Source organism: Paenibacillus sp. 32352, assembly GCF_002042965.1.
In the GTDB taxonomy this organism is placed as follows: domain Bacteria; phylum Bacillota; class Bacilli; order Paenibacillales; family NBRC-103111; genus Paenibacillus_S; species Paenibacillus_S vulneris.
In genome coordinates this window covers 1-22,791 of the sequence record NZ_MZNT01000018.1, presented here as the reverse complement: position 1 = coordinate 22,791, position 22,791 = coordinate 1, and the positions used below count along the sequence as shown (strand labels likewise).

The window sequence follows — 22,791 nt, the reverse complement described above, 5'->3', positions numbered from 1 at the left end:
CTGTATTGAAGCTAAGCTTCCCCTATAGGGTAAAATAGGCAGGGGAAACGGGTCCCCTGCCTATCCTCCACAACCATAATTACTTCAAGCTGATGCGCTCGGACAAAGCGTCCCAAGTCAGCTGCTTGCCCGTTAATTGCTGGAATGCATCCAGAGACAGCCACAGCAGTCCGTTATCCATATTGGCCTTGAAGCTGCTTGCCGAACCGTTGCTAGCTGTTTCCAATGTTTCTACATTGATGGAGACCTTGTTAGCGTCTTTGGTCAGCACGACCGATTTGGACGCTTCATCCCAGGATACGTTGACGCCCAATGCTTCGGACAACGCTCTAGCCGGATACAGCACCGTATTGTCACGGGTAACTTTAAACTTAGGGTATACGTATTGAGCCTGCATCTCGGTCGTAGTTCCGTCAATGTCCACGTTAGCTACCTTGGCAACCGCCTTCGCGATGTCCGTATTGTCGATTTGGCCTTTTACCATATCGGCAATCGGTCCGTAGGCCCATACGCCAACGTCTACTGCAGAGTGGCCGTGACCGGTAAAGCCGACCATGAATCTTTTAGCCATGACCGCATTGTATGCTCCTTCTTGAGCGTAGGAGGTACCGTCGCCAGCCATGATGTAAGCCGCCTCTTCATCGGTCAAATCGTTAAAGCCCGTGTTTTCGAATACCAGTTGTTTAATTTCTTCGATGCTTTTGGCTGCTTTCAGCTTAGGTGCGAACACTTCGGACGATTGCTTTTCCTTATTCCATGCATCTACATTAATTTCATATACACCGTCACGGGATAGGGACAATCCGCCGGTTTCATGGTCAGCCGTGATCACAACGGAAGTGTTGCCGTCTTTTTTCGCGAAATCCATAGCAACCTTAACCGCTGCGTCAAAATCCAGCGCTTCCTGCACGACAGACGGAAGATCGTTCGCATGACCGGCATGGTCGATCCGTCCCCCCTCGATCATCATCGTGAAGCCCTTAGGGTTTTGGGATAAAATCTCGATCGCTTTGGAAGCCATATCTGCCAAGCTAGGTACCGACTCATTGCGGTCGAGCACATAGTCGACATGGGAATTGCCGAACAGGCCGAGCGCTTTGCCGTCCTTGGCGTTCAGACCTTCCAGGCCCTGCTTGTCATACACGACTTTATAGCCCTTCGCCTCGAAGTCCGGGATGATCGTTTTGTCCGTACGCTTGCCCTTCTCTTCCTTACTCAGGAAAAACTGCTTACCGCCGCCGAACAGCACATCCACTTCTTGGTCCGTCAAATATTGAGAAGCAATGGCGCTCTCATTATCTCTATTTCTTACGTGGGAAGCGTACACCGCAGGAGTAGCATGGGTAATTCTTGCGGTTGTCACCAGACCGGTCGACTTTCCGACCTTCTCCGAAGCCTCGATAACGGAAGCGAAAGGCTTGGAGACGTCTTCATTCGATACGCTGATCCCCGCGTTATAGGTTTTATGTCCCGTAGCAAAGGCGGTACCGGCCGATGCCGAGTCCGTAACCTCTCCGGACACCATCACGCCGCCGTCTTCACCGCGGTCTGCATATGTGGTGGCTTGACCCACGAAGTAGGAGTCCAGCTCCAAATGATTTTTGTTCAAAAAGTGACGGGAATAATCTCTAGCCGCCGATACTTGGGCAGGACCCATTCCATCGCCGATCAAAACGATAACATTTTTCGATTTGGCCGCTTGAGCAGGAGCAGCCGTGTCAGCAGCAAAAGCTGAGCCTACGGTTAATGCCGGAAGCAGGGATAGCGCCATTCCGGATACGACTATTTGCTTGAACACCTTTTTCAAAAAATTCCCCTCCGTTTATACGATTCAAAATGTTCGATGAATACATGGTTCATTATAGGAAGGAAAGATTTGCTGGAATGAGAAGAAATGTTTTCCGCATATCAAAATTCACGAATAATGTTAAACGAACGTAAACAAACCTTTAGTGAAGTCAGTCCAATGTGTATGGTAAAATAAACCAAATTATCATTGAAAGGATGTGCCGATCTTGAATTTCCTCCGAAAGGAGTACAACAATGTCATGTATGTGCTTTATGCTATTTTCCTGGCGTGTGTATCTGTTTATACAGGTGAAATCATTACTTTTATTATGCTGGGCTTCGTTTTCATGGCGTTATTAAACATTAATACGACTTTGCGAAAAATACTGGAGAAGATGGATAAGCAGACTAACCCGGGGATGAATCCTAATGATTCGAAGCAGCCACAGCAGCTCGAAAATGATGAAGCAGCTGATTGAAATGGAGATCCTGCCGGCGTCTTCCGAATTGATGAATCAGAATAAATAACATAAAGTTTATGTTGTAATAACATATATTTTATGTTATTTTATTTTGAAGATTAAGGGAGGTTGAACAATGGCAGAGGATAAAACCAAACGGCTTTCCGTATACTTGCCTGACAAGGTGAAATCGGAGTTGGAAGCTATGGCCAACGATACGGGACTATCCATGACACAGCTTATCGTTATGGCAACACACGGCCTGCTGTCCAACTATCAATCCTACGGAGGCAGCATCTTTGGCGATCTCGTGTCGTCCAAGCGCAGTGAGACATGGGCCGATAAGCTCGCAGCCGCAAAAGCGGACGACACCAAGATGCGGGACTATTACGGCGCAAGGGCCGATGAGTATGAACGTATCTACCGAAGGGACGATCCGAATTATCAGCAGGAGCTTGCCCTGCTTCGTTCAACCCTTGCGTCTCTGACCAAGGATCGAAGCGTTCTGGAGATCGCCTGCGGAACCGGCTATTGGTCTCAAGTCATAGCTGAATCGGCCGAAAGATTGGTAGGCGTCGACATTCGTCCGGAGGTCATTCAGATTGCCAGAGCCAAGCACCTGCCTTCCGGCAAAGTCACATTCCTGGAAGGCGACGCCTATCATTTGGAGCCTATTGAGGGGCAATTTGATTTCGGGCTGGCGAACTTCTGGTTTTCGCATGTGCCGAAGAACAAAATCGATCAGTTTTTAACAGGGTTCCATCGGAAGCTCGCTCCGGGGGCCGAAATCTTCATGGCGGACAACGTGTATGTTCCCGGAAGAGGCGGCGAGCTGATCGTTAAGGAGCATAGCGAGGACACGTATAAGCTAAGAGAGCTGGCGGATGGCTCCAAGCATGAAGTGCTCAAAAACTATTATGACTACAACGAGCTGAGCGATATATTCAAGCCTTATGCGGCCGATCTCCGGATCTTTGTCGGCGGGAGCTTCTGGTATGTCTCGTATACGGCCGTTTAACGGAAGCAAAGAGCGAGGGAGTGATTCAATAATCAAGAAGGCGTTCAATCGTAACCAGTAAATAAATATAAGCATCGGCCCCGGAATCCAGGCGGATGCTTTTCTCTTTTTTTTACTTCAATCTACCTAGATATCATTATCCCTTTATGGGCTCTCCGTTAAAAGCCTTGATGTCCAGAGGTGACGTTAAATATTGCTTGGCCGTACCGACAAATGACGTAAAATGCTCGCTGGCATTATGATGCATCACGGCTTCCTGGTCCTTCCATATTTCAATCATGATAAAGGAATGTTCTTCTTCGGTATCTTTATACAGATGATACGATAGATTCCCGCTTTCCTGTCGTGATGCAGTGATAAGCGATTGGATCTCTTGCAGAAACTCCACTTCCTTTGCGGGGTTTACCTTCATAGCAGCGTGAACAATGATCATCTGCAGCGCCTCCATATCCTTATGTTTCGATAGGTATTGTTCCTGAAGGCAGCGACAATTATCCGTTTTTACCAGCTCAAGAACAAAAAAAGTCCGGCTGCATAAACCGGACCTGGGTATAAAAAAGCAGCCCCCTTGACCATCCTAGTGAGGAAGGGGGGTGAAATGCTATGGCAAGAGACGTGAAATGCGAAGTGAGCGCCTGTAAGTACTGGGCCGCAGGCAATGAATGCAATGCTTCATCCATTTATGTTGTCAGCAACCAAGCAAGCAAAGCCCGCGATTCTCATGAAACGGATTGCAAGACGTTTGAATCCAAGCTTTAATTTTGACTATAGGCATCCTTCCAGGGTGCCTTTCTTTTTTTGTGTTCTTTCCCGTTTCCTTTCTTAGTATAGCCAATAATAATGAGAATTATTATCATCAAAGATCTTTTGTCCGAATTGTTTTAGAACCTGCATGTTACATCATGGCCATATTCCCGCTGCTGCCGCTGTTAAAGCCCGATTGGAACGGGTTATTCGGCTGAGTCTCCTTTTCCATTCGATCCGGCTGAGAGTTCGTACCGTTATCCATTTTGCTGGTGCCCTGGAAAATGCCGCCTTCATCGATAATTAGTGACTGCGCCGTCGTATTGCCGAAGAGCTTGCCGGTTGCACGGATCGTCAGCTTACCCTTACACAGTACATTCCCGTTAACCGTACCGGCCAGAATGACATTCCTCGCAATCACATTGGACTTTACAACACCATGCTCGCCGATCGTCACATCACCGGCACAATCGACGTCGCCGGTAATTTGTCCTTCAATCCGAATGCTGGCTTCCGACTTGATACGTCCTTCAAACAAGGTCCCTTCTCCGATCAGCGTATCGGTCGTCTGCAGATCGCGTCCGGCTTTTCTTGCTTTAAACATTAATTCGCCCTCTTCCATTCAGTGGTTTTTATATTATTTTAAATAAGGCTTGGGATCGATAGGCTGCCCGTTTTTCAGCACTTCATAGTGCAGATGATATCCCGTGCTTCTTCCGGTTGACCCTACCAGTCCAATGACATCGCCCTTTTTTAAGCGATCGCCTTTTTGAACATTGATTTTATTCAAATGCATGTACCATGTCTGCAATCCTTTGGAATGCATAACGATGATGTTGTTTCCATGCGAGGAATCGCTTCCAGTAGAAGCGACAACCCCATCTGCGGTTACATGTACAGGGGTATTGGCCGGCGAGGCAATATCATATCCGCTATGAAAGCTCGGCTTGGTCGTGAACGGGTCCTGTCTCAAGCCGAACCCGGAGGTGATGGTTCTACTATCAACAGGCCAAATGCTAGGGGTTACACGAAGCTCCTCCTGCGCGATCAAAGCCTTCTCTTTTGTGTCTGCTATATTGCCCTTCAGTTCTACTACCTCTTTGCTCATTGTACTGAGCTGCGATTTCGTCTGCTCCAGAAGCTGCTTGATTTCTTCCTCTGTAACCGGGTGGTCGCTGCCTCCCATCGCACCTGATGCATAGAAGGTCCCCGACGAAGACGCGGTTGATTTAACGGAGCCAGTAAGGGAGCGCACTTCATCCTCCAGCTTGCGAATATCTTCGATCTTGCTTTTCATTTCCATCGTTTGCTGCGATAGCTGTATGATTTCGCCCTGCAGCTGCTCGATGGTCTCGTTCTTTTCCTTCACTGCACTGTTGAATTGCTGGTCCTGATGGGCTATGCGCGTTTGCAGCTCCGTTGCGACTAAAGCCGTTCTGACATGGACACTGTACAGGACCAAGGTAGCCGACACTAAGGTAATAAGTCCCACACCGGCAATATAGGGGAGTGGCTTTGGTACCTCGAAACGGCGAACGGCGCTATTAGCATCGGGAATAATGACAAAAGTAAACCGTTTACTGCCCCATTTGAGCTTCATGACTTCTCCTTTTAGCTTGGCACAAATTAACATTATTCGATGGAATACGATCTTATTCGTCGCAAACTTCAAAAAAACCTTCCAAGATTTACGTTTTTCTTGGAAAATAGTTCAAAAGTACGAAGGGATTTTGTAGAAAGTAATCGAATCATAGTACTAAATAAGTAGGTGAAAATGACTGGAGGGAATTTATTACAATGAAATTGGCGGGAATCGATATAGGCAACGACAGCATCAAGGTCGTGCTGGACGGCGTTCGTGATCCTTTAATGATTCCGAATATTATAGCACCAGGGTACGAAAGACATATTTTACAGGAGGAGGATTCTCCTCTAAAAGCACTGGATGTTGTCGTACACAGCCCGCGCCTGACAAGAAACAATCAAAGGTACTTTGTCGGCATGCTCGCCATGGACAATGAAGACAGCGTCGAGCTGGAGGAGACGGATAACAAAGCGGTCTCGGATCAATCCTTGATCGTAGCGGTAACCGCGCTTGCTTATGCGGGAATCGTGAGCCAATCGGTAACCAACACCGGCTATAATAATATGGAAGAAGTCGAGTACGTCATTGGGACCGGTCTGCCGGTCCGTACCTATTCGTACTATCATTCCTCCTTCGAGGATCGTCTTGTAGGCGAGCATGAGGTTACCTTCCTATCCACACCCCATCTGAAAAACCGGAAGATCAAGGTTTCGATCCGCCGGGCTATCGTATCTATCGAAGGCGCGGCTGCGCTGTTCCAGATGGCGACGCATGACAATTTGCAGGTGAAAGACGAAGAGCTGTATCACGGCTGTATCGGTATTTGCGAGATGGGCGCGCTGACAACGGATTTTCCCGTCATTAATAAAATGAGCATCGATAATCAATTCAGCTCCGGAGAACAAATCGGTATGGCTACCTACCTGGACAGCATTATCCGGGACGTGGAGGATCAATTCGGTTACCGCTTTCCGAGCCGCGCGAAGCTTGTACAGCGAATTAAGCGCAGCGACTTTCTTATCCGCCGTATCGGGGAAGGGCAGTCCAGCATGAAGCCGATCGTCGATATGTACTTTACCCGCGCTGCAAATAAGATTGTCGATTTGATCAAGAAACGGTGGAAAAAGCACCCTGACATCCAATGCTTTTATGTGGTTGGAGGCGGAGCCGCCGCGCTGCGCCCTTATATCGTCGAAGCAGCCGGTCCTATGAAGCTTCGGTTCATGGACGAAAGCGAGCTGTTGAACGTTCAAGGCTACTTGAAGCTTGCCAAAAGCAAAGTGAACCAGAACGCCTTCGTTTAATCGGGTGTGTGGTTCTATCACCCAACTTCATACAAACATTCGTGCAGGTACCCGGTACCTGCATTTTTTTGTTTATCAGCAATTAGGCAAAGGCACAAGCCGCATCTCCGCCAATGTCGTATAATATCTCAGATCAAGAGAGGAGCTGATAAGAAAATGAGTCGTTCACATCGTAATTTTTGTTGTCCGCCTGCCGATCCGATTGTAACGGATCCTCGCAGAGTCATAAGAAATTTTTATCACCCGCAGCTGGTACAGGTGATTCACCCGATAGAGGTTATTAACCGCCATCACTGTTACCCGGTTTATCAGCATTCGTACACTTGCTGTGAAAAAGATGAATTTGTAGGAAGCGTACAGCCTTATTTCCGTAAAGACAATCTTTAATCGCCAGGCAGGCCGCGAGGCCCTACCTTCCATCTGATACCTGCAATGCGGGGCCATGATGGAAAAGGACCGCCCCTTGGGGCGGTCCTTGAAAGCCTGAATCAAACAGTTTACTTAAGAGGCTTCGCCGGCAGAGCCGGTCTGACGCACTTCTTTCCGATACAGAGGAAGCATGACGATGACACCGATCACAAACAGCACCGCAGCCGCTTCATACATCGCTACGATATGGAACATCTCTTTGAGCCAGCCTGCAAGACTCATTGTCACTACCATTCCTCCCATAAACAGAGGATTCAGAATCCCATTCACCCGTCCTACATAGGATTCATCCGTATTGCTTAGAATCATCGTATTAATCCCGATCTGAATCGCCGGAAGTACGAGCCCGGAAATGAACTGCGCCATTAAGGTTACCCATAACGACGTTGAAAGTCCCGTTATGACCATCCCGATGGCACTGACGACCATACCGATAATCAACATCGTTTGCGGTGCAAACTTTTTGGACAACCCCATAGCTAATCCGCCGCCAATGATCATCGCCACCCCATTGGCCGTCATCAACCATTGAATATTTTCTTTAGGCAGCCCCAAACGCTCCGTAACGAGGAACACGCCCAACGGCTGTATCAATCCAAGCGCGAGGCCGGCTGACAAGAAACAGCCCCCGAGCGTTGACAGTACTTTTTTGGATAATACATACCGAAAGCCCGCTGCCATCTCCTCGCCAAGCTTTGTTGCCGGTTTATCCTCTTCATTAATCACACGATCCGGAGGCAGGAACATCAGCACAGCTGCCGACAGCAGGAATGCTACGCCCATAATGGCGATGGCGACTTGAATACCGTAATGCTGGTAGACAAACGTTCCGAGTATCGGCCCCAGCACCATGAATAACGCGAACATCGTCTGATAAATGGACATCCCCGCTTGTATCAATTCGGCGGGAACGTGAATCTTGAACAAGCGCATCCCTGAAGGCTGCGAGAACTGGGACAAAATAGCCGAGACCAGCGTTGCGAAAAATACCGCCTTCCATGTCGCGAATACCAGCGTCAAAAGCACGGCAAATACGGATATGGCGCTCAAAATGTCACACCAAACCATCGTACGCTTCGGTTTCCAGCGGTCAGCGAACGTCCCTCCGATGAAAGAAAAAATAAATATCGGAGCAAACTCCGCTACCGAAATCATGGAGACCGCAAATGAATCGCCACCTGTTTGATCCATAACAAACAAAAGAACGGAAAAATTCCGTACCCATATTCCAATCTGCAAAAACAACCCGGACAATAAAATCGCTTGTACGAAACGGTTGCGGAATAACCCGCCCATACCTTGTGGAGCCGATGACATCTATCTTCTCATCCTTCCCTAGTCTTTACTAAAAACCATCTGCCAGGAGCCAATAAGCACAAGCTGCACTTAACGCATACTCTTATACGTCATCGGAATACAAAAGGTTGCTTCATCCAAACATTGTTTTTTAACCCTTGTTCTTCCTGTATCCTGATGCGCTCTTAATGATCTGTATGCCCTTAAGCCTGTGACACTTGCACATTGTATCATGGACCCGGGACGGTGTTACCGGAAAAAACCATTATGGTTATTCTTTCCGAAGACGGTATAACGCACCCTTCACCGACGCATACTAACTTCTGGTCCATATAAATACCAGGAATTACACACTGATACGTGGAGGATAATCCAGTGAACAAACAACGTGCACAAGAAATTGCGAGCTCGCCTGATATGGTCCATGTGACCTGCGATGGTGTTCCCATCTACATTCAGCATGTGGATGAACAGAACGAAACGGCGAGGATCTATCCGCTCGATCAGCCTGAGAATGAGCAGACCGTTGCTTTAAGCAGCTTGCAGGAGCAATAGAAGGACAGCAAAAACAGGCTGCTTCACAGCAGCCTGAGGTTGTCGAGAAACTATAGAAGCTTGAACTTTTGCTGTTATACTCCGGTGGGATATGCCCCTCCAGCCTCTGTTGAACCCCGTGAATAGGATTAGATTTAGCGGTATTTTCACGGGTTTCAAAGGAGGACGTAAACTCCTCCGAGGCATCCCCCACCTCCATATGCAGCATTGTTCACGCAAACAGGGTTTCTCGACATCCTGAAGCTGCTTCGCAGCAGCCTGTTTTATAAAAAAATTAGTTTACACCGGATAAAATCCACTTGTCCACGGCATAAGCAATGCCGCCCTCGTTCAACGACTTGGTTACATAGCGCGCCTTTACCTTCAATTCTTCCGCCGCATTCCCCATGGCGATACCGCTGCCGACCGCTTCGATCATCTCAAAGTCATTGTGGCCGTCGCCGAATGCAGCGACTTCATCCGTCGTCAATCCTAGATGGTCGATCAGCTTGCGAAGACCTACGGCTTTGTTCATGCCGTTCGGGTTAATATCAACAGCCCACGGTCTCCACCGGTGGATATACAGCTGACTCCGGTCTTCACCGATATAAGCGGCTTCCTCCTGCTCATTACAGAACACGATGCATTGATAAATATCGGGGACTTCCTCAACCGATTGGAGCTGCACCGGTTCCATGAAGCCGATCTCCTGCTGCGCCTGGCGAAAATAAGCGTCATTCTCGCGGTTCATGAACATCAGCTCCGAGCCGTACAGCAGCAGCGTATGGCTTTTGCGCTCGGCCTCTTGAAGCCACGTCCGCACGGTTTCCTTAGGAAAAGGATTGCCGAATACCGTCTTTCCTTTATATCCGATATGACTGCCATTACATGTGACAGCCCATTCAATGCCCAGTTCTTCGCGAAGCGATTCCATCTCGAATTCGCTGCGGCCTGTACATAATGCGAGCGCGATCCCTTGTTCCTTCAGCTTCAATAAAGCCGCCCGGGTAGACTCTGGCAAATAATCGCGGTCCCGCAAAGTACCGTCCACATCGAATGCTACCAACTTGATCATTCTAGTCACCTCATTCTAGATTCTGCTACCATTATAGCAGAGACTTCTGGTTTTGTCCGACAGCGGCGGCCCCGCCTACACTATAATCCAGCCTCCGGAACGTTTTGTATCTTGAAAAAAAGCAGGGAATACGTTATGATAAGCCGTAATGACTCAGACAAACGAATAACCGAGGTTTTCTAGGGTTCCGCGGCTTCTTCATAGAAGCTCGGTCTGGTCCGAGAGAAAACACACAGGACTTTTCTGTGGACACGGAGGGATAAAAGCCCGGGAGGATATCATGGACGATATCATCCCGGGCTTTTTGTCGTTTGATTCAGGGACTGGGTATCCCCTGTTGTTCCTGCCGCATTCTAAACCATTCAAAAGGAGGATGTTTATCATGAATCGAAATTGGGCTATGGTCTTTATTGCTGGATTATTCGAAATTGCATGGGTTATCGGCTTAAAGCACTCTCACCATCTGTGGGATTGGACCGGTACAATCATCGCCATCCTGATCAGCATGGACTTGCTCATCCGAGCCTCGTCGAAACTGCCTGTCGGTACGACATACGCGGTCTTTACCGGAATAGGGACGACAGGGACCGTCATTACCGAGATGCTGGTGTTCGGGGAACCGTTCAGCATAACCAAGCTGCTTCTTATCCTGCTGCTAATCGCCGGGGTTGTCGGACTGAAGATGGTAACAGCGGGGAAAAAGTCTGAGGAGGTGCAATAAAGATGGATTGGATCGCACTTATTTTGGCAGGCTGCTGCGAAATCATCGGGGTGTCGGGAATTAACCGCATCCACAAAAGCAAATCTATTGCCTCTTACTCTATTCTTATCGGCGGCTTTCTGTTAAGCTTCCTGTTCCTGTCCTTTTCCATGAAGACGATCTCGATGGGGACGGCCTATGCCGTGTGGACAGGGATCGGAACCGCAGGCAGCGCCCTTTTGGGGATGTTCGTTTATGGGGAATCCAGGGAGTGGAAGCGTATGCTGTTCATAGCTATGGTGCTTACCGCAGCGGTTGGACTGAAGATCATTTCATAGTACTAGCAGTAAACTTAAATTTAAAGGCATACCCCTCATGTTCAAGGTCTTCCCTAACGGGGAGCAATAATCGAATTTTGGAACAAACCAACCTGCATGGAATCGAGGTCATCGAAGGGAGGGGTGGGTGGTATCATTGTCAAGTTGCTGCGGGCGCGGGAGAAATTTTCGTAGGGGGTTGGTGCGGTGCGCTTCTGTCTTAAAAAGACAAGAGCGAGAGGTTAGCCCCCGCGCTCCTGTTTTTGGCTTATTGAATTGTAGAGTACTTCGATAGGTCACCGTCACCCTTGAGCTGAGTGTACAGGCGGTAAAGTGTCGTTGCGGCTTCGGCTCTTGTCAGCGTCTTGTTCGCGCTGAAGCTTCCTTCATAGGCGGTCATCAGTCCCTCAGTCTGAAGGCTTGCGATCTTCGTGCCTACGATAGCGGAGTAGTCGTCGTCCAGCACTTCATCCTTAAAGATGATCGGGAACTCGGCGTTCGTGCGGTCGGTGGTCTCATCGAATCGTCCGTCCTTATCGTACCCGCCGACATTATCATATACCTTGATGTCGTTCATGCTATGTAGGGTGTTGTATATTACCTTTTTATCCTTCAACTCATCATACAGCACGGGCATCAGATTCACGGCACCCAGGCGGGTTAGCTCTGTATTCGGGTGGAAGTACGTCCCGCTGTCGTCCTTGCTGTATGTAAAGTACGTGTAGTCCGACATTACCTTCGATACCGAGTCGTATGCCCAGTTGTCGGCAGGCACGTCCTTGAACTCGCGGGTGCGGGAGTCGTTGGTGGCGTACTTATCGAATAGGCGGGAGAACATGCTTACGAACTCTGCCTTGGTTACCCCTGCGTCAGGCTTGAACGTCCCGTCCGAATACCCCTTGATGACCCCGTGCTCGCTCATGAAACCAATGGCTTTGACCGCCCAGGAGTGTTTTGTATCGCTCACGTCACTGAAGGTTGTCCCTTGTGCGCTTGCGGCAGTCGCGCCGAATACGAGAGAGAATGCGAGAGTGAGGATAAGTGCGATTTTCTTCATACTGATTATCTTCCTTTTCTGTTTCATAGTGTTAGTTCCCACATATTAGCACATTGCTTCCGCTCTCGTAAATGACTGGAAATGGCAAAATTCCACCTATAGGTCAGGTAGAAAATTTTTCTCCTGCATGGCTCGGTGCAGTTCAAAGTCGCCTCAAGCTACTATCAACATCGGATAAGGTAAAAGCACTGTTTAAAGGCATCGAGCTTCCTTCTCCGCAGAACTGGGCAGAGCTGATGGAACAGGTGAAAGAGCGCGGTCTGCCACGCATACCGCCTTGCCATTGCCCGACACAAGCATCTCCTACATCCAAAACAACGTATTGACCGTGGTTTCAGCATGACCGGCAGACAGCTCGCGAGATTCAACAGCTACTTCGTGGTCAGCGACAGCCTTATAACAAAGGATACCGGGTACCACCGGCTCCGCACAAATTACTATCTAGCGATAGCCTTGCCGATAATCACGGGGAGATACGGAGGCAATCTGCTTGAACACCTTGCCAAAATGGGATACGTTACCAAAGCCGGCAGCGGTAGAGATGTCGATGATCTTCATATCCGTTTCGCGCAGCAGCCGCTGCGCTTCCTTCACTCTGACGGTATTGACGTAATCCGTAAACATGAAACCGGTTACATTTTTAAACATTTTACTTAAATAGCTAGGACTTATGTAAAATTGCCCGGACACGGACGTTAAACTGATCGGCTGATCGTAATGCTTGTTCATATATTGGACAATCTCGAGGATCTTCTTCTTGATCGTGGAGTCTTGCTCGATGGGGGTTGCGTTTCTTTTTTCAATAAACCGGAACACATGCAGCAGCAGCTCGGCAGATAGCTGTTGAAGCCGCAACTCGAAGGCGGGAGGCTTGTTTGTCATTTCCTGAGCGAACTCGCTAAATAGGCCCTCCATCAGCATTCGTTCCTGAATCGATAACCGAAGGACCGGGTAGCCTCGAAACAGTGACAGCAGCGGGGCGGCATCCTGTCGCTTAAAGCTCTCGAAGTATCGCGAATCATAGTAGGCAACGGCCCTTTCGTAATCGGGAACGCCGATGTCAAATGATTTATGAATTTCGTTGGAGCCAATGATCACCAGATCACCTTGCCGGACCGTGTAGGAGCGATCCTTGATGAAGAATCCCCTGGCCCCCGAAAACAAGTACAGAATCTCATAGTGATGATGGATATGATAACGATTCATGGTGACATATCCCGTCCGATTCGAAAATTCGATGTGAAACGGATCTGCAGGTCTTCCATACCATAATTTATTATTCGGCGACAGCATCATAGTCCCACCTTTACGGGCTATTCATTTTACTTCCATCATAACAAAATAGGCGGGGTTCTGCATGATTCAGGCTGACTATCCCAAGGGTGATTTCAAATAAAAACAAGATGAATCAATCAGCCCTACTGAATTTTCTCCACTAGACTATACCAACTTCACTGACCGTTTCTGTCAGCATATCTGCTTTATAATAGATTATAAGGATGTAAAAACTATCCAAGGAGGGATCTGCATTGAAGGAAGTGTGGATATTTATAACTGACGGCTTCGCCGATTGGGAGGCGAGCTACGTTTCAACGGAATTGAATAACCCGGAAAATGGGTTTCAGGTAAGAACGATCGCTATTGACAAAGACCCCAAGGTTTCCATGGGGGGACTTCGGGTGCTGCCCGATTATGAGCTGAACGATGAACCATCTCAGGACAAATTGGCGATGCTGATTATTCCGGGAGGTACGGGATGGAGAGAGGCCAAAAATCAACAGGCCGCCCGGCTGGTACGGAGCTGCATCGACAAAGACATTCCGGTGGCAGCCATTTGCGATGCGACAACGTTCCTGGCCACCCACGGATTCCTGGACAATATCAAGCACACCGGCAATACCTTGGGTTTCTTGAAGGAAGGAGCGCCCAACTACCGCGGCGAAAGCTATTATCAGACAGTCCAATCCGTCAGCGACGGCAATATCATAACAGCCAACGGAACCGCTGCCTTGGAGTTCTCCAGACATATTTTGGAGAAGCTCGGCGTGTATGAGGGTGAAAAGCTGGAGGAATGGTACACGGTGTTTAAAAAGGGATATCTATCTGAATAAACAGCATTAAATCTCAGAGCAGACTGCGCAACCCGCGGTCTGCTCTTTAGATTGCCGGTGTATTGCCCTATTCCCGGCAGATCATCAGCTTATTGCCGTCCGGGTCCTTAACGACGAACCAATGATTGTGCTCGATTGCCGTTACAAGCTCGACGCCAAGCTTGTTCATATAATCGTAAGAGCCCTGCAAATCATCCGTCAACAGCATAAAAGCGGGAGTCTCGATAGATGGCGCCCCACCAGGCTGATCCCCTCCCCACATGGGCATCGTATCCAGAATAATGCCCGTTCCTTGCATGGGTAAGGTGCACAAATGACCAGCCATACTCGTACAATCCGCCTCATTCAGCCCAAGCACCCGGCAATACCAGCTGCGGGATCTTTCGATATCGCGGACCGGGATAAAGACGCTTCCGACCTTGTTCTTAACCGGACTATTACGTACGGAACCTGCTTCCGATGCGTGCTGTTGATTCATCGTTTTCCCTCCAATAATCGTAGTTAACGCTTGCGGTACCCGCACCGGCTGATAACCTTCCGGCGGCTCCTTGCGCATTGGATTTGTACTCATGATCAATCCTCCAGGCCTGAATGAATAGGAAGCGAGTACCGGGAGAACCCCTTTTTTTCATAGCTGTATCGTTCACAAATAATGTACTTCCGGTCATCTGCGCCTGTTTCCAGGCGGGCTTCACTAAGATAGTGTTCCACAGCCTGGCTCGCCGCGTCAAAATCACCGTCCCGGTTGGGTACGACTACGCAGGTTTGAGGAGGCAATGTGGTCCGGAAATACCACTCCGGAACATCTTCGAAGGAATCCACCTCAACACAGAGAATATAGGCATGCATATCTGATTGCTGCTGTGTAGAAGCCTTTGGCCAAACGCCATAATGGACCGAAGGATTTTTGACGGATGGCAGATGCTTTGCAGAAGATAACAGCGCTTCTTTGGCATGGCGGTATTTGCCGCTCATATCCTGCAGGCTTATGCAAGGAATGCCGATTAATTTCAATTCATCGTGCTTAACGATATAAGGCTTCATATCCTCCATCGCTTCGGTTGACACCTCTCTTTGGGTTGATCGATACACAATGCTAAGCGCCGCCGGAACCCGTTCCGGCTTATAGCTGTCCGGGCGCCTGCTCTCCAGAATCCTATGCATGGGCTGCAGCCGCCCGGGATTCCTGGCTGAATGCTTCATAGCGAGCCCCCTCCTTTCGAGATGGGAATGTACACTTTAACCACGGTATCCTGCTCCAGATCGCTTCCCTCGATGAGATGATATTCAGCGAACCATTGCCGCTCTTCATCCAATCTGTAGCTGTCATTGGCGATAATCCAACGATGCATCTTATCCAAGACCCCGGTCAACAAGCCGTACGTCTTGGACACGCAGCAGGCATATGTGCCGGAGCCCAGCCGTTTTTCCTTCAGTCCCTCCAGCGCCGGAGCTTCGGGTCCAACAGACAAAATCCCGTTCTCCCACCAATAATCCTCCGTATCTTTAGCTCCATAATGATAGGACATATAATATTTACCATGGCCCTTCCGCCAGCGCGCATGGGACACGTTAGTATGCCAATCTATCAACTGCATTTCCGCAGCCTTTTGAGCTTCTGCCCCATCTCCCCTGCAAAAGAATGCTTTGATTTCTCCCAGCTCAACGATCTCTATCGGTTCAGGATGAAGCTTCCGCTGCACGGGGAGGTACAGGTTCATTCTCGTCACTTTATCGTTGTAGGCAATGAACTCCTCAATATATTGATGTGTACCGATGTCAAACGTGCTCTTCGGCAGCCATTCGGACAATAATCTGTCCCACGCATCCTGAACGGTCTTCGGACATGCAGCAGGAATCCTTCTGACGGCGTACAAGCCTCCGGCGAAGGGCTCCCCGGTAAACGCATCCTCCATAGTCTGGTCCGCTGTATCCGCTATCAACACCTTGTAGCCGTATTTTCGCGGCTGTCCTTTGCCGGTAAGCTCTACATTATGACCGAAAATGCGAAGCTTCGACTTGACGTCTCGCGTTACCTCATGGGTGCTCAGCAGCCGTCCGACGATCCGGAACGCCTCGTTCTCCATTCCCTCCTCATGATCGGCTATATGCAGATAGCTGTACATTTTGCCTGGCAGCAATCGAATCACTTTGACATCGGGGAACCGCTCCGTTTGCTCCCTATCCTCCGTGTACGAGATTTGGTCATGCAGCCTGATCGGTTCGAAGCTGAAGAACAGCTCGGCCTTTCGATAGCTGGCGGGAGTCAGCCCAACGATCTTCTTGAATACCTTGGCAAATGAATGGTAGGATTCGAACCCGCTCTCCCATGCGAGCTCCTCGACCGTCCGGTCGGTATTTCTCAACTGATGGGCGGCAACGCTTATTCTTCGTTTGCGAATATAGTCCTTGACGGGATGTCCGGTAAGCGCATAAAACACCCGGTACAGCTGAGCGACCGACAGATAAGCTTCCTCGGCAATGCAGGTAAGATCCAGCTCCTGGTCCAGACGCTCCTCGATATAGTCGATCGCCCTTTGCACAGAATCGGCATAGCTCATGGTTTTCACCTTTTCATCTCTCACGTCTTCTTCCTTATTATACCAAAGGGGGTGATATCCAGTATGTTCAAAATTCTCAGATATTCAGTGAACTTTTCAGTCACTCACTCTAGCTATATAATGAATTTATGACATGCAGCTTTCTTATAAAGATTCACGTGATTAACGAAATGGAGGAGATATCGCATGGTTAACTTTGTCGCCCCTCCCGTAATGCCTTAACAGTAGAATCTACTGTCGGGGTACTTACAAGAGGCTTGTCAGACCTTTTCCATAGATTCTACTGTATGCATTCGGCAGCCGGCCTGCATAGGTCCGCCATCATATTAGTAGAAAGCGGGAAAAAGAAGTGAAAGAAACGATTTATTTTATTTTGTCGATGATCATATTTGGCGCAGTTGGCGTTTTTGCTAAATATATAGATTTGAGTGCAAGTGTAATTGCTCTTTTCATGAGCCTTATTGGCAGTATGTTTTTATTCATCATCTGCATGAGTACGAAGCATAAAATATCACGGCAAATTATAAGAAGAAATGTGGTCCCGCTGTTTATAGCGAGCCTCGCTTTGTGCGGCAATTGGATTTTTCTTTTTCAGTCCTATAAGGAAACTACGATTGCGAATGCAGCCATAAGCTATTATTTTGCTCCTGTGCTGGTTATCGTGATGTCGCCTGTTGTATTGAAAGAAAAGCTTTCGCTAAAAAAAGCAATATGTGTCGTCATTGCCCTTATCGGATTGGTTTTGATTGTACAGAGCAATAAAACAGCCACAGCCGAACATAATCTGCTCGGTATTATCTATGGGCTTATAGCGGCGGGTTTTTATGCGGTCTTGACCCTGGTTAACAAGTTCATCCGAAACATGAACGGGCTGGAGAATACGTTTATACAGATTGTCTTATCCTCTGTCATACTACTGCCTTATGTTTTCATTACAGAAGGCTCTCCTATTTTCCGGATATCGGGCAATTCTATTATTTTACTGCTGCTCCTGGGAATATTTCATGCGGGAGTAGGATTCTACCTGTTCTTTACTGGAATGAGCGGGCTTAAGGCTCAGAGCGTCGCTGTATTAAGCTATATAGATCCTTTAACTTCCTTGTTTATTTCAGTTCTTGTCATAGGCGAAAAGATGACATTACTTCAATTGGCTGGCGCTGCCTTATTGTTGGGATCGACGCTGCTAAGCGAAACAAGCAGGGGTAATAAGACCTAGTAAGTTAAAAGTTTAGTCAACATTGACCGGTGCAGTCTATTGCAGCTTCCACACAAGCTCTAAATTAATAAAAGGACAAGTGCAGCTTCTGCTCTTGTCCTTTTTTACCACAGAATTTATAAGACTCCGAGGTCATCGGATGTAAAAATTTTATTTGGCGATAAAACCTACCTCTAGACGCCGGCCGCACGTCTTAGAAAGGCTTCGATAGAGGCTCTCTCATGTCTATGATATACCCCTCCGTCTTATTCATTAAGCTTTTACTCGATCCGCAAATGAAAACCTTCAATCTCCTTCTCCGCGTCTTGAAAAAGCTGCAACAAAAGCCCAGTATACTCCCCGAGCTTTTTCTCGCTTTCCTGAAAATGCTGCCAGCGAAGCGTTAGCGGCAGTTCAACCCATCCGGTCAGACAATCCCATAAGGCGTCCAAATTATTACCGTAATAGTGCGGCAGCGACAGGGCTTCTTTTAAGACAGCATGCAGCTGGTCTTTAGAATCAAATTTCCGGCCATCCAGTATGATTTCGCGCAAGGCTATCCCCCCTGTGTTTACTTGATTTGCTGAAACGTTTCGTAATGATCCTCGGTCTTATAGATTAAGCCGTCGTTGGAAAATAAGATGCGGTCTTTTCCCCTGTGGCCTGATTTGTAATTGATATCGGCTTCGTACCATATTCTCCCCTTTTTCGAGGGCAATTTATTTTCACGGTTTTGGAAGACATCGCCGCCTATGCTTTTACCAGGTGCAACTTGATTCAAGTTCCCTTTCTGAGGATCCCAGCCCCGCTTGGTCGCTTCGTTCTTGGTAATAAAATTATCCGGCAATTTGTTATGAGCTTGAATGTACTTGGCGACACTTTCAAACGTCGTATAATCCTCTGATTGCGGTTTTTCCTTGCTCACTCCGCATCCGGCCAGAAGCAGCAAACAGCTTAGGAATACAAACAAAATAGACTTCATGAATTTCAAAGCTTTCATCCTCACTTCTTTATGTATAAGTCATCTGATATTTACGGAAATGATAACATGAAGTTTCATTTATGCAAACCCATTCGCCTAATAAACGCCCTATCCCGCGGCTTGTTGCACATACTGCTTCCCTCCGCATCAAAAAAAATATCGCCGTCATCCCCCACAAGGAGCATGAACGACGACATTTCTTAGTAAAGCTAAAAAGCTATTTCCGTCAGCACCCTGCCCAACCGGTCCAGGTTCTGTTCATTCCCTTCAACACAGTAAGCCTTAACCTGTTCGAACACCTCCGCCTTCTTGAAAGTCTGGCGAAAAGTCACCTTGGTTCTGCCTCCCAGATCCTCAAAGGAAGCCGTTACCCGAAATTCAGGACCGGATACATGATCCAGCACGACCTGCTCAAACGGCACAATCTCAACAAAGACGCAATGATTGGGATAATCTGCTCCATTCGGGCCGTGCATCGTGAACCTCCATGTTCCCCCGGGTCTAATATCACACTCGTGAAACGTATTCGTAAATCCTTCCGGCCCCCACCATTGAGCTAACAAATCAGGGGTTGTCCAAGCTTGAAACACCAGCTCCCTTGGTACATCATATTCGCGTGAAGCCACTGCTTCATTCTCACCTTTGCTCATACTTATGCCTCCCTTTCAAATTATGGCCTTCCAGCGGGTAATTTCACTATAAATCATTACGTTACGTAAGGTGCAAGTGTTATCGCGATAGTTTCTAATTTGCTTGTATGTAACTGCACCCCGAATGAGAGCGCAACATTTCGAACATCCCCTTGTGATATAACTAACATGAATTCAAACAAGGAGATGAGAGAGCATGAGTAAGCTACAAGGTAAAATCGCATTAGTCACCGGTGCAAGCCGGGGAATCGGCCGCAGCATCGCGTTACGTCTCGCAGAGGAAGGCGCATTAGTCGCAGTTCATTATGGAAAAAGACAAAGTCAAGCAGAGGAAGTCGTCCGCCAGATTCAAAATCATGGAGGCTCCGCATTTACCGTCCACGCGGATTTTCATTCTCTTAAAGGCGTAACGGATTTATATGACGCAATGGATGAAGCCCTTTACAAGCGAACAGGGGAGAATCGATTCGATATTCTTATCAATAATGCCGGAATCGGACAAATGGTGACTATTGAAGACACGACGGAGCAATCCTTCGATGAAGTGATGAACATTAATGTAAAGGCACCGCTTTTTGTTATTCAGCAGGCTCTGCCGCGTCTTAGGGATGAGGGGCGAATCATTAATATTTCATCGTTTGTTACTAAGATGGCTCTTCCTAATGTCTTCGCCTACAGCATCTCGAAGGGGGCGGTCAATACTCTGACAAGCGTCCTCGCTCAGCAGCTTGGAAAACGCCTCATTACAGTGAACGCCATCCTCCCTGGCTTTATCAATACAGAGATGAATGCCGATACCTTGCAGAGTCTCGAAGGACAGAAGTTTGCCGCTGGCCTCTCCACCTTCAACCGTTGGGGTGAGCCAGAGGATGTCGCGAATATTGCGGCCTTTTTGGCCTCATCGGACAGCCGCTGGGTGACCGGTCAATTGATTGACGCAAGCGGAGGCTCTCATCTATAAAATGCCCCCACACAGCGGGATGGCTATGACGTTCCGAGAGTCCCGAAATTAATAATGTCATAGAAACGGGGTTCAAAAATCCAGCTGAAGCGCTGGACTTTGAACCCTTCATTTTTCAAATATGAACCGTTCAGCTTGTCGACAGAACCAAAAGACCGCCGTTTTTGGCGGCAGCCTTATGGGTTATTGCAAGGTGTTAGATAAATATGATGTTACTCGTTAGGCTCGGATGTAACCATCCACGCGACACCGTATCGATCTGTAAGCTCTCCGTAATACAGGCCGAAAGGCTGCAGCGCAAAAGGCTGCTTCACTTGACCGCCCGCTGCAAGCTTGGCAAATGCCTCGCCAGCTTCCGATTCCGTTTTGTACGATACATTGAGTAATACGCCCGTTCCCCTAGTAAAAGGCTCCAAGGAATCGGCCATAAAAATAGAGCATCCGCCGGCAACAACCAGACATAAATGGATGACCTTGTCCTTATGCTCGTGCTGTGCCCCCGTTGCTTGTTCGTGTGTCATGACCGATACGATTTCCCCGCCAAGGGATTGGGTGTAAAACTCCGCTTGCGCTCTTGCATCCTCAGATAAAAGAAAAGGTCTCACTTGTCCCACAATATGTTCCACCTTTCAAAGTTCAGCTTTATCGGTACAAGCTAATTATAGAGTACATACCTCTTCCAAGCTTCTTATGGATTGCTATGTTTTTAGCCACCACATTCCCGCACATTCCGGCAGCTGAATCCAGTTCCGTTCAACCACCCGCTTCGCCATGGCATCCCCGAAGAAAAATCCCGCAAGCTGCTCCGCCTGCTGAAGATTCTCAAAGGTATAATCCATCCGAATCCATTTGTGGTTAAATCCGTAATCCTGAACGAGCGCGTCATAGTATGCTTTCAAAAACTCCGGCGGGTTAGGCTGTTCTTCCCCTGTACCCATCGTTTCCAAGATAAGAATGGTGCCGTTAGGCCGCAGCACCCGTCTCATCTCGGCTAGGATCTTCCTCAAATTGCCCATGGCATCGGGAACATCGGCATTCGTAAGGTAGCAGATCGTCCAGCCTGCAATGATGAAATCGACGCTGTCGTCCGCTAGCGGAAGCAGCCTGTGATCTGCGGCGATCGTTCTCCAATGAGCGAATCCCGCTTCCTTCAGACGTTCGGCTGCAACCTTTAACATGGCTTCCGAAGCATCGGCAGCAACGATGGATTTGGCTTTGGCAGCCAATTCAACCGTAAATCTGCCGGAGCCTGCCCCCATATCCAGAATGTCCAGGCCCTCCGGGCTGATCAGCTCTTCTATGGCGGGAAGGAGCGGCTTTTGCTTGGAAATCAACAAGTGGTACTGGTCTGCTTGCTGCTGATAAATAACAGAATGATTTGGCATATCGAATCCTCCTTATCGTAGTGGAACCGGTTCGCCATCATCATAAAGCTTAACGTAACGTGAAGGTCAATAGCATAGTGCCGCCAACCGAAATGCTGCTGTCACTCCGTGCCTCTACGCGTCCTAACGGTTATGCATTAGCCATCCGGTCCATACTGGACATATACCCTTACGAAGGAGCGGTGATTGGATGAATGAGATTGGCCTGTACATCAAAACCATCCGGCAGCAGCGCGGCGTGGACATTATGGATTTTGCAAGGGAGCTCGGTGTATCGCCCGATTATTTAAGCAATCTTGAATCCGGCAAAACAAGGACGCTTCAGCTGGAAATCATCAACAAGCTGCAAAACGAATTTCAGTTGATCGAAACCAACGAGATCGAGCCGTATATCGAGAATGACGCAGGCGCCCGGATCGAGCAGCTTGCCCTATCCTTGCGTGCGCTGCATGAACATGACCCCAAAGCCGTTGAATATTTGATAGGCATTGTGGAGCAGGGCTTCGAGTGGATGATCAGCACCGGCAAGCTTCAGACGGGTAAGAACCTGCGTTTTTTCGATAATCGAGTAGGAGGGGGTGATTAACCCCCGTCCTCTCACACCACCGTACATGCGGGTCCGCATACGGCGGTTCCAA

The 22,791-nt window shown here is 48.4% G+C and carries 28 protein-coding genes and 1 riboswitch; of the genes, 12 read left to right on the top strand and 16 right to left on the bottom strand.

Features of this window, described 5'->3' with window-relative positions:
- Window positions 1-79: 79 nt before the first annotated feature.
- The gene (locus B1728_RS31265; protein ID WP_483311002.1) at window positions 80-1,771 is read right to left on the bottom strand and encodes an alkaline phosphatase; all 1,692 of its coding nucleotides are present in this window, start codon (window positions 1,769-1,771) and stop codon (window positions 80-82) included.
- A 277-nt stretch (window positions 1,772-2,048) separates the two neighbouring features.
- On the opposite strand from B1728_RS31265, the gene B1728_RS31260 reads away from it, so the two are divergent.
- Together B1728_RS31260 and B1728_RS31255 are read left to right on the top strand one after the other, a co-directional pair.
- Window positions 2,049-2,267, top strand: coding sequence for a hypothetical protein (locus tag B1728_RS31260; RefSeq protein WP_079914353.1), 219 nt, complete (start codon window positions 2,049-2,051; stop codon window positions 2,265-2,267).
- Window positions 2,268-2,385: 118 nt separating this feature from the next.
- The gene (locus B1728_RS31255) at window positions 2,386-3,267 is read left to right on the top strand and encodes a class I SAM-dependent methyltransferase (protein WP_144028069.1); all 882 of its coding nucleotides are present in this window, start codon (window positions 2,386-2,388) and stop codon (window positions 3,265-3,267) included.
- A gap of 136 nt (window positions 3,268-3,403) precedes the next feature.
- Here B1728_RS31255 and B1728_RS31250 read toward each other — a convergent pair whose 3' ends face one another.
- Window positions 3,404-3,700 carry a putative quinol monooxygenase gene (locus B1728_RS31250; RefSeq protein ID WP_079914352.1) on the bottom strand — a complete coding sequence of 99 codons (297 nt, stop codon included), beginning with the start codon at window positions 3,698-3,700 and terminating at the stop codon, window positions 3,404-3,406.
- Window positions 3,701-3,870: 170 nt separating this feature from the next.
- Here B1728_RS31250 and B1728_RS31245 point away from each other — a divergent pair, with 170 nt between their 5' ends.
- Window positions 3,871-4,026, top strand: a complete 156-nt coding sequence (locus B1728_RS31245; RefSeq protein WP_079914351.1) for a DUF1540 domain-containing protein — start codon at window positions 3,871-3,873, stop codon at window positions 4,024-4,026.
- 136 nt (window positions 4,027-4,162) lie between these two features.
- Here B1728_RS31245 and B1728_RS31240 read toward each other — a convergent pair whose 3' ends face one another.
- Window positions 4,163-4,615 carry a bactofilin family protein gene (locus B1728_RS31240; protein WP_079914350.1) on the bottom strand — a complete coding sequence of 151 codons (453 nt, stop codon included), beginning with the start codon at window positions 4,613-4,615 and terminating at the stop codon, window positions 4,163-4,165.
- A gap of 33 nt (window positions 4,616-4,648) precedes the next feature.
- Window positions 4,649-5,611 carry a M23 family metallopeptidase gene (locus tag B1728_RS31235; protein ID WP_179136277.1) on the bottom strand — a complete coding sequence of 321 codons (963 nt, stop codon included), beginning with the start codon at window positions 5,609-5,611 and terminating at the stop codon, window positions 4,649-4,651.
- Between the two features lie 197 nt (window positions 5,612-5,808).
- Between B1728_RS31235 and B1728_RS31230 the strand changes: the two genes are divergently transcribed.
- Window positions 5,809-6,900: a ParM/StbA family protein gene (locus B1728_RS31230; protein WP_079914348.1), complete on the top strand. Its 1,092-nt coding sequence runs from the start codon at window positions 5,809-5,811 to the stop codon at window positions 6,898-6,900.
- A 156-nt stretch (window positions 6,901-7,056) separates the two neighbouring features.
- Complete coding sequence (locus B1728_RS35945; protein ID WP_144028068.1) at window positions 7,057-7,287, top strand: hypothetical protein; 231 nt, start codon at window positions 7,057-7,059, stop codon at window positions 7,285-7,287.
- Window positions 7,288-7,401: 114 nt separating this feature from the next.
- Here the strand turns inward: B1728_RS35945 and B1728_RS31225 are convergent, their stop codons facing one another.
- Window positions 7,402-8,646 carry an MFS transporter gene (locus B1728_RS31225; RefSeq protein ID WP_144028067.1) on the bottom strand — a complete coding sequence of 415 codons (1,245 nt, stop codon included), beginning with the start codon at window positions 8,644-8,646 and terminating at the stop codon, window positions 7,402-7,404.
- 354 nt (window positions 8,647-9,000) lie between these two features.
- Here B1728_RS31225 and B1728_RS31220 point away from each other — a divergent pair, with 354 nt between their 5' ends.
- Entirely contained in the window at window positions 9,001-9,180 is a 180-nt protein-coding gene (locus tag B1728_RS31220; RefSeq protein WP_079914347.1) for a small acid-soluble spore protein H, read from the top strand.
- A gap of 274 nt (window positions 9,181-9,454) precedes the next feature.
- Here B1728_RS31220 and B1728_RS31215 read toward each other — a convergent pair whose 3' ends face one another.
- Entirely contained in the window at window positions 9,455-10,234 is a 780-nt protein-coding gene (locus B1728_RS31215; protein ID WP_079914346.1) for a Cof-type HAD-IIB family hydrolase, read from the bottom strand.
- Window positions 10,235-10,402: 168 nt separating this feature from the next.
- Window positions 10,403-10,510, top strand: a riboswitch (guanidine-I (ykkC/yxkD leader).
- Window positions 10,511-10,616: 106 nt separating this feature from the next.
- Between B1728_RS31215 and B1728_RS31210 the strand changes: the two genes are divergently transcribed.
- Window positions 10,617-10,955, top strand: coding sequence for a DMT family transporter (locus tag B1728_RS31210; protein ID WP_079914345.1), 339 nt, complete (start codon window positions 10,617-10,619; stop codon window positions 10,953-10,955).
- Window positions 10,956-10,957: 2 nt separating this feature from the next.
- Window positions 10,958-11,272, top strand: a complete 315-nt coding sequence (locus B1728_RS31205) for a DMT family transporter (RefSeq protein ID WP_079914344.1) — start codon at window positions 10,958-10,960, stop codon at window positions 11,270-11,272.
- A 247-nt stretch (window positions 11,273-11,519) separates the two neighbouring features.
- Here B1728_RS31205 and B1728_RS31200 read toward each other — a convergent pair whose 3' ends face one another.
- Together B1728_RS31200 and B1728_RS31195 are read right to left on the bottom strand one after the other, a co-directional pair.
- Window positions 11,520-12,308 (bottom strand): S-layer homology domain-containing protein, encoded by a 789-nt coding sequence (locus tag B1728_RS31200; protein WP_179136276.1) that lies wholly within the window; start codon window positions 12,306-12,308, stop codon window positions 11,520-11,522.
- 441 nt (window positions 12,309-12,749) lie between these two features.
- Complete coding sequence (locus tag B1728_RS31195; protein ID WP_218672331.1) at window positions 12,750-13,601, bottom strand: helix-turn-helix transcriptional regulator; 852 nt, start codon at window positions 13,599-13,601, stop codon at window positions 12,750-12,752.
- 236 nt (window positions 13,602-13,837) lie between these two features.
- Between B1728_RS31195 and B1728_RS31190 the strand changes: the two genes are divergently transcribed.
- Window positions 13,838-14,419, top strand: a complete 582-nt coding sequence (locus B1728_RS31190; protein WP_079914341.1) for a type 1 glutamine amidotransferase family protein — start codon at window positions 13,838-13,840, stop codon at window positions 14,417-14,419.
- Window positions 14,420-14,486: 67 nt separating this feature from the next.
- Here B1728_RS31190 and B1728_RS31185 read toward each other — a convergent pair whose 3' ends face one another.
- The 3 genes from B1728_RS31185 to B1728_RS31175 form a co-directional block, all read right to left on the bottom strand.
- Window positions 14,487-14,897, bottom strand: a complete 411-nt coding sequence (locus B1728_RS31185; RefSeq protein WP_079914469.1) for a VOC family protein — start codon at window positions 14,895-14,897, stop codon at window positions 14,487-14,489.
- A 95-nt stretch (window positions 14,898-14,992) separates the two neighbouring features.
- Complete coding sequence (locus B1728_RS31180; protein WP_256865591.1) at window positions 14,993-15,622, bottom strand: effector binding domain-containing protein; 630 nt, start codon at window positions 15,620-15,622, stop codon at window positions 14,993-14,995.
- Window positions 15,619-17,004 (bottom strand): helix-turn-helix domain-containing protein, encoded by a 1,386-nt coding sequence (locus tag B1728_RS31175; RefSeq protein ID WP_079914340.1) that lies wholly within the window; start codon window positions 17,002-17,004, stop codon window positions 15,619-15,621. Before B1728_RS31175 ends, B1728_RS31180 begins: the two co-directional genes overlap by 4 nt.
- Before the next feature lie 325 nt (window positions 17,005-17,329).
- Here B1728_RS31175 and B1728_RS31170 point away from each other — a divergent pair, with 325 nt between their 5' ends.
- On the top strand, window positions 17,330-18,196 hold the full coding sequence (locus B1728_RS31170) for a DMT family transporter (protein WP_079914339.1): 867 nt from the start codon (window positions 17,330-17,332) through the stop codon (window positions 18,194-18,196).
- Window positions 18,197-18,456: 260 nt separating this feature from the next.
- Here B1728_RS31170 and B1728_RS31165 read toward each other — a convergent pair whose 3' ends face one another.
- The 3 genes from B1728_RS31165 to B1728_RS31155 all read right to left on the bottom strand — a co-directional run bounded on the left by B1728_RS31165 (window position 18,457) and on the right by B1728_RS31155 (window position 19,807).
- On the bottom strand, window positions 18,457-18,729 hold the full coding sequence (locus B1728_RS31165) for a barstar family protein (protein ID WP_079914338.1): 273 nt from the start codon (window positions 18,727-18,729) through the stop codon (window positions 18,457-18,459).
- 17 nt (window positions 18,730-18,746) lie between these two features.
- Window positions 18,747-19,175, bottom strand: coding sequence for a ribonuclease domain-containing protein (locus tag B1728_RS31160; RefSeq protein ID WP_079914337.1), 429 nt, complete (start codon window positions 19,173-19,175; stop codon window positions 18,747-18,749).
- Window positions 19,176-19,366: 191 nt separating this feature from the next.
- Window positions 19,367-19,807, bottom strand: a complete 441-nt coding sequence (locus B1728_RS31155; protein ID WP_079914336.1) for an SRPBCC family protein — start codon at window positions 19,805-19,807, stop codon at window positions 19,367-19,369.
- A gap of 196 nt (window positions 19,808-20,003) precedes the next feature.
- Here B1728_RS31155 and B1728_RS31150 point away from each other — a divergent pair, with 196 nt between their 5' ends.
- Window positions 20,004-20,768, top strand: coding sequence for an SDR family oxidoreductase (locus B1728_RS31150; protein WP_079914335.1), 765 nt, complete (start codon window positions 20,004-20,006; stop codon window positions 20,766-20,768).
- 212 nt (window positions 20,769-20,980) lie between these two features.
- On the opposite strand, the gene B1728_RS31145 is transcribed toward B1728_RS31150, so the two are convergent.
- Window positions 20,981-21,382 carry a VOC family protein gene (locus tag B1728_RS31145; protein WP_079914334.1) on the bottom strand — a complete coding sequence of 134 codons (402 nt, stop codon included), beginning with the start codon at window positions 21,380-21,382 and terminating at the stop codon, window positions 20,981-20,983.
- Between the two features lie 84 nt (window positions 21,383-21,466).
- Entirely contained in the window at window positions 21,467-22,153 is a 687-nt protein-coding gene (locus B1728_RS31140) for a class I SAM-dependent methyltransferase (protein WP_079914333.1), read from the bottom strand.
- 190 nt (window positions 22,154-22,343) lie between these two features.
- Between B1728_RS31140 and B1728_RS31135 the strand changes: the two genes are divergently transcribed.
- Window positions 22,344-22,739, top strand: coding sequence for a helix-turn-helix domain-containing protein (locus B1728_RS31135; RefSeq protein ID WP_079914332.1), 396 nt, complete (start codon window positions 22,344-22,346; stop codon window positions 22,737-22,739).
- The last annotated feature ends 52 nt before the right edge of the window (window positions 22,740-22,791 follow it).

What these genes read in the sequence shown, in the direction of transcription:
- B1728_RS31205 (WP_079914344.1), top strand. Translation starts at nt 10,958, where the DNA reads ATGGATTGGATCGCACTTATTTTGGCAGGCTGCTGCGAAATCATCGGG.
- B1728_RS31215 (WP_079914346.1), bottom strand. Translation starts at nt 10,234, where the DNA reads ATGATCAAGTTGGTAGCATTCGATGTGGACGGTACTTTGCGGGACCGC.
- B1728_RS31160 (WP_079914337.1), bottom strand. Translation starts at nt 19,175, where the DNA reads ATGAAAGCTTTGAAATTCATGAAGTCTATTTTGTTTGTATTCCTAAGC.
- B1728_RS31135 (WP_079914332.1), top strand. Translation starts at nt 22,344, where the DNA reads ATGAATGAGATTGGCCTGTACATCAAAACCATCCGGCAGCAGCGCGGC.
- B1728_RS31265 (WP_483311002.1), bottom strand. Translation starts at nt 1,771, where the DNA reads ATGGCGCTATCCCTGCTTCCGGCATTAACCGTAGGCTCAGCTTTTGCT.
- B1728_RS31195 (WP_218672331.1), bottom strand. Translation starts at nt 13,601, where the DNA reads ATGCTGTCGCCGAATAATAAATTATGGTATGGAAGACCTGCAGATCCG.
- B1728_RS31140 (WP_079914333.1), bottom strand. Translation starts at nt 22,153, where the DNA reads ATGCCAAATCATTCTGTTATTTATCAGCAGCAAGCAGACCAGTACCAC.
- B1728_RS31245 (WP_079914351.1), top strand. Translation starts at nt 3,871, where the DNA reads ATGGCAAGAGACGTGAAATGCGAAGTGAGCGCCTGTAAGTACTGGGCC.
- B1728_RS31180 (WP_256865591.1), bottom strand. Translation starts at nt 15,622, where the DNA reads ATGAAGCATTCAGCCAGGAATCCCGGGCGGCTGCAGCCCATGCATAGG.
- B1728_RS31150 (WP_079914335.1), top strand. Translation starts at nt 20,004, where the DNA reads ATGAGTAAGCTACAAGGTAAAATCGCATTAGTCACCGGTGCAAGCCGG.
- B1728_RS31250 (WP_079914352.1), bottom strand. Translation starts at nt 3,700, where the DNA reads ATGATCATTGTTCACGCTGCTATGAAGGTAAACCCCGCAAAGGAAGTG.
- B1728_RS31225 (WP_144028067.1), bottom strand. Translation starts at nt 8,646, where the DNA reads ATGTCATCGGCTCCACAAGGTATGGGCGGGTTATTCCGCAACCGTTTC.
- B1728_RS31230 (WP_079914348.1), top strand. Translation starts at nt 5,809, where the DNA reads ATGAAATTGGCGGGAATCGATATAGGCAACGACAGCATCAAGGTCGTG.
- B1728_RS31155 (WP_079914336.1), bottom strand. Translation starts at nt 19,807, where the DNA reads ATGAGCAAAGGTGAGAATGAAGCAGTGGCTTCACGCGAATATGATGTA.
- B1728_RS31240 (WP_079914350.1), bottom strand. Translation starts at nt 4,615, where the DNA reads ATGTTTAAAGCAAGAAAAGCCGGACGCGATCTGCAGACGACCGATACG.
- B1728_RS31200 (WP_179136276.1), bottom strand. Translation starts at nt 12,308, where the DNA reads ATGAAGAAAATCGCACTTATCCTCACTCTCGCATTCTCTCTCGTATTC.
- B1728_RS35945 (WP_144028068.1), top strand. Translation starts at nt 7,057, where the DNA reads ATGAGTCGTTCACATCGTAATTTTTGTTGTCCGCCTGCCGATCCGATT.
- B1728_RS31235 (WP_179136277.1), bottom strand. Translation starts at nt 5,611, where the DNA reads ATGAAGCTCAAATGGGGCAGTAAACGGTTTACTTTTGTCATTATTCCC.
- B1728_RS31185 (WP_079914469.1), bottom strand. Translation starts at nt 14,897, where the DNA reads ATGAATCAACAGCACGCATCGGAAGCAGGTTCCGTACGTAATAGTCCG.
- B1728_RS31260 (WP_079914353.1), top strand. Translation starts at nt 2,049, where the DNA reads ATGTATGTGCTTTATGCTATTTTCCTGGCGTGTGTATCTGTTTATACA.
- B1728_RS31210 (WP_079914345.1), top strand. Translation starts at nt 10,617, where the DNA reads ATGAATCGAAATTGGGCTATGGTCTTTATTGCTGGATTATTCGAAATT.
- B1728_RS31255 (WP_144028069.1), top strand. Translation starts at nt 2,386, where the DNA reads ATGGCAGAGGATAAAACCAAACGGCTTTCCGTATACTTGCCTGACAAG.